Raw genomic sequence first — 3,298 nt, forward strand, 5'->3', positions numbered from 1 at the left:
GGTCGATGTTCACCCGCAGCCACCGCCGCACGCGGCCGACCGGCGGCGTGAACCGGCCGCGCGGGACGCGCGCGGCGCCGACCTCGACCACCACGCCGCGGAGCGCCGGCGCGAGCCGTGCCAGCTCCGCGTCGATGAGGACGCGACGGTAGCTGAGCCCGAGCGGGAGCGGCATCAGCCGGCTCGGGCCAGGCGCTTCAAGAGCTCGATCTCCTCGGCGACGAGGCGCGCGAGGTCGTAGCACTCGAGGACCCGCGCGCGCGCCCGCTCGCCGAGCGTCCGCGCGAGACCCGGGTCGGCGAGCACCCGCGTCAGGCTCTCCGCGAGCGCGGCCCGGTCGCCGAGCTCGAACAGGAGCCCGGTCACGCTGTGCTCGAGGACGGCGCGGTTGCCGCCGACGTTCGAGGCGACGCACGGGACGCCTGCGCTCATCGCCTCGAGCAGGGCCTTCGGGTGTCCTTCGGTGAACGAGGGCAGCACGAACGCGTCGGCGTCGGCGAGATGGGCGGGGACCCGCCGATGCTCGACGACCGGGATGAACTCGGCGGCGACGTTCAGGCGCCGCGCGTGTGCCTCGAGCGGCGACCGGGACGGGCCGTCGCCGATGAACGTCAGCGTCAGGTCGAAGCGCTCCGCGAGCGCGGCGGCCGCATCCACCAGCGCGCCGAGGTTCTTCTCCTCCGACAGGCGCCCGACGTAGAGGACGTTCCGTCTCCGGCGCGGGCCGCGCGCCGCCGGCGCGAAGAGCGCGGTGTCCACACCGTTCGGGATCAGGTGCACCTTGGCCCCGCCGATGCGGGCGCCGACGTGGGCGGCGAGTTCGCGCGTCGTCACGATCACGGCGTCCGCCGCGCGGAGCCCGAGGGTCTCGACGACCCGCCGGAGGGCGCGCGTGGCGCGTGACCGCGCGAGGCGCCCGTACCAGAAACCATAGGTGGTCACGAACGGCGTGCCGAAGCGGCGCTTCGCGATCACCGCGGGAAGCGCGCCAGTGACCTGGAAGACGCGCAGGATCGAGCACCTCCGGAGCTCGCGGGAGTAGCGGACGGGCATCACGAACCCGTACGCCCACGGGTGCCAGCCACCGCCGGGGAGGAGGCGGACGCGTGCGCCGAGCTCCCGGTCCGTCTCGTAGGCCTCGAGCGATTCCGCGAGGTAACTGAAATACAGGACCTCCTCGAAGGCGCGCGCGTAGGGCCGGAGGTAGGCGTCGATCAGCCGCGTGTGCTGACCGGTCTTCGCGAGCTCGCCGAGGCCGCCGCGGATCGCGGGGAGGAGTCCCAGGACCATCAGCGGCGCGCGCGCGCGTAGAGCGCGAGGAGCCGGTCGACGCTGTCGTCGGCGCCGAAGCGTTCGGTGACGTGCCGCCGAGCGCCGGCGCCGAGCGCCGCGCGCAGCGCCTCGTCCCGTAGCAGCGACGCGATCGCGCGCGCGAGCTCCACGGGGGCGCGCCGCTCGACGAGGAGCCCGGTCTTACCGTCGATCACGAGCTCGGGGCTTCCGCCGACGCGCGTGGCCACGACGGGCCGCCCCGCGGCCATCGCCTCGAGGATGACACGGCTCAGCGCATCGGGGATGACCGACGGCACGACGACCACCTCCGCCAGGGGGTAGAGCGCCAGGACCTCACGGTTCGCCAGTGGGCCGAGCTGGCGCACGTGCGCATCGCCGGCGTCGAGCGTCCCCTCCCCGACGAACAGGAACAGCGCGTCCGGAAACTCACGGACGACGGCGCGCGCGGCCGCGATGAGATCGGCCGTGCCCTTCCCGGGCGAGAACTTGCCGACGTACAGCACGATCCGGCGCCCCCGCAGCGCGAGCCGCTCGCGCAGCGCCTCCACCTCGTGCGCCGGAGCCGGCGGCGCGGCGGGCGGGACGTTGGGGATCGCGTGCACGCTACGCACGCCCTCGAGCAGCCCCGAGCGCCGGTAGATGTCCAGGATCCCCTCGCTGACGCCGACGACGCCGGTGACGTGTCGGAGGAAGCGCTGCTTGAGCCCGGCATCGAGCCAGAAGTAGAGGAACGCGAGCTTCGAGCGAAGCTTCCGGCGCGGGTTCTTCACGTAGAGGGCGAAGTACTCCTCCGAACACTCCCGCCAGAGCTTGCGGACTCCGCAGTCGGGCGGCCGCCGGTCGTGATAGTGGAGGCAGAGCGGCGCCGCGTCGATGATGGAGCCGTCGCGGATCGTGAGGAAGACCGGGAGGCCGAGCAGCCGCCCCGCGAGCGTCGCCGGGATGAGCGAGTGCTTGTTCTGCGCGTGGATGACGTCGGCGCGCTCGCGCCGGGCGACGCGGGCGACTGCGAGCCCCGCCCACGCGTAGAAGAGCGGGTTCGCCAGCCACTTCGCGGAGGCGAGCGTCCGTCCCGGCGCGAGCCGTACGGGGAACGCGAACCGCACGATCGTCACGCCCTCGCGCTCCTCGCGCGGCGCCGCACCGTAGTTCGGCGTCACGACCGCGACGCGGTGGCCGCGGCGGGCCAGCGCGCGGGCGAGGGCCTCCAGGCTCCACTCGGCGCCGCCGGGCGCGAACGGCGGGAAGTACTCGTTGACGAAGCAGACGTTCACGGCACGACCCTCGCCACCACACGAAACCCGGTGCTCTCGGCCGGGCGCCTCAGGGCGGCGGCGCGCTTCCAGCGACTGAGCCGCGCGTAGAGCCCCAGCGAGAGCCCGCCGACCGCGTCGATCATCCCCGCCCAGGGCGTGTCGTAGACGACAGGCATGACGGGCCCGGCCGGCTCGAAGCCCCCCGCGGCGAGCTCGGCGAGGAACTCCTCGCGCGTGTACTCGATCTTGTGGTCCGGATCGGAGAACGCGAAGAGACCGGCCTCGCGCAGCCGCCGCCGCCAGGAGGTGTCGCGGTTCGGACCCGAGACGAGCAGCCGCCCGGGCGGCCTCAGCACGCGCCGGATCTCGGTGAGCACGTGCACGCGCGGATGCAGATGCTCGATCACGTCGAGGAACAGGACCACGTCGAAGCTCGCGTCGGGAAACGGGAAGGATCGCGTCAGGTCCCACGCGAGCAACCGGACGTTGCGCAGGCCCAGCGCCCGAGTGGTCGCCGCGGCGACACGCAGCTGGCCGACGTCGTAGTCGACGCCGACGACGCTCCGGACACGGCGAGCCGCCCTGACGGTGTGGGCGCCGTTCGCGCACCCGACGTCGAGGAGGACATCGGACGGGACGAGGTGCTCGACGTACCAGTCGTGCCACGGCGCTTCGACCAGGTGCTTGGGATGGATGAAGTGGCGGCTCTTGCCCGTGTACTTGACGAGCCGCACGCCCACCCCCTTGCC

General features: G+C 73.3%; 3 protein-coding genes. All 3 read right to left on the reverse strand.

Translation table 11 applies throughout. From position 1 onward, the window contains the following. Positions 1-174 precede the first annotated feature (174 nt). Entirely contained in the window at positions 175-1,290 is a 1,116-nt protein-coding gene (locus VKG64_11080) for a glycosyltransferase family 4 protein (GenBank protein HKB25586.1), read from the reverse strand. Next, positions 1,290-2,567, reverse strand: a complete 1,278-nt coding sequence (locus tag VKG64_11085; protein ID HKB25587.1) for a glycosyltransferase family 4 protein — start codon at positions 2,565-2,567, stop codon at positions 1,290-1,292. Before VKG64_11085 ends, VKG64_11080 begins: the two co-directional genes overlap by 1 nt. Further along, positions 2,564-3,298 (reverse strand): methyltransferase domain-containing protein (locus VKG64_11090; protein HKB25588.1); only part of this gene is annotated, 735 nt, incomplete at its 5' end. The genes VKG64_11090 and VKG64_11085, both read right to left, overlap by 4 nt.

This window comes from Candidatus Methylomirabilota bacterium (assembly GCA_035260325.1).
Classification (GTDB): domain Bacteria; phylum Methylomirabilota; class Methylomirabilia; order Rokubacteriales; family CSP1-6; genus AR19.